The organism is Vibrio sp. 2033 (assembly GCF_033339735.1).
This window is the reverse complement of sequence record NZ_JAWOVC010000914.1, coordinates 1-502: the sequence shown is the minus strand read 5'-3', so window position 1 is coordinate 502 and position 502 is coordinate 1. Positions and strand designations below refer to the sequence as shown.

Sequence of the window (502 nt, the reverse complement as noted above, 5' to 3'; positions counted from 1 at the left end):
GAAGGCAAATCGTTCGGTAATACTTCACTGCCACTCGCCATCACGGTTAACCAGCGACAAATGTTTTCTAGCTGACGTACGTTGCCCGGCCAATTGAGTCGATTGAGAATTTCGACTGTCGACGGGTGCAAGGTTTTGGTTTCCACTCCAAGCTCATCTGCGGCGCGTACCAGAAAGTGTTGTGTGAGCTTTTCAATGTCTTGTTTGCGTTCACGAAGCGCAGGAATTTGTACGCGAATGACGTTCAAGCGGTGGAACAAGTCTTCACGAAAATCGCCTTGGTGTACCAGTTTTTCGAGGTTTTGGTGCGTGGCGGCGACAATACGTACATCGACACGAATCGGAGAGTGACCACCAACACGGTAGAACTGGCCATCCGCCAACACGCGCAGCAAACGTGTCTGGATATCCAGCGGCATGTCCCCGATTTCGTCCAAAAAGAGCGTGCCTCCGTTGGCTTGCTCGAAGCGGCCTTGACGAACACTGTTCGCGCCCGTAAATG

At 52.2% G+C, this 502-nt stretch carries 1 protein-coding gene; it reads right to left on the bottom strand.

The annotated features are described in order from the left end of the window. On the bottom strand, positions 1 to 502 hold a 502-nt coding region (locus tag R7P74_RS29785; RefSeq protein WP_318124352.1), incomplete at both ends, for a sigma 54-interacting transcriptional regulator.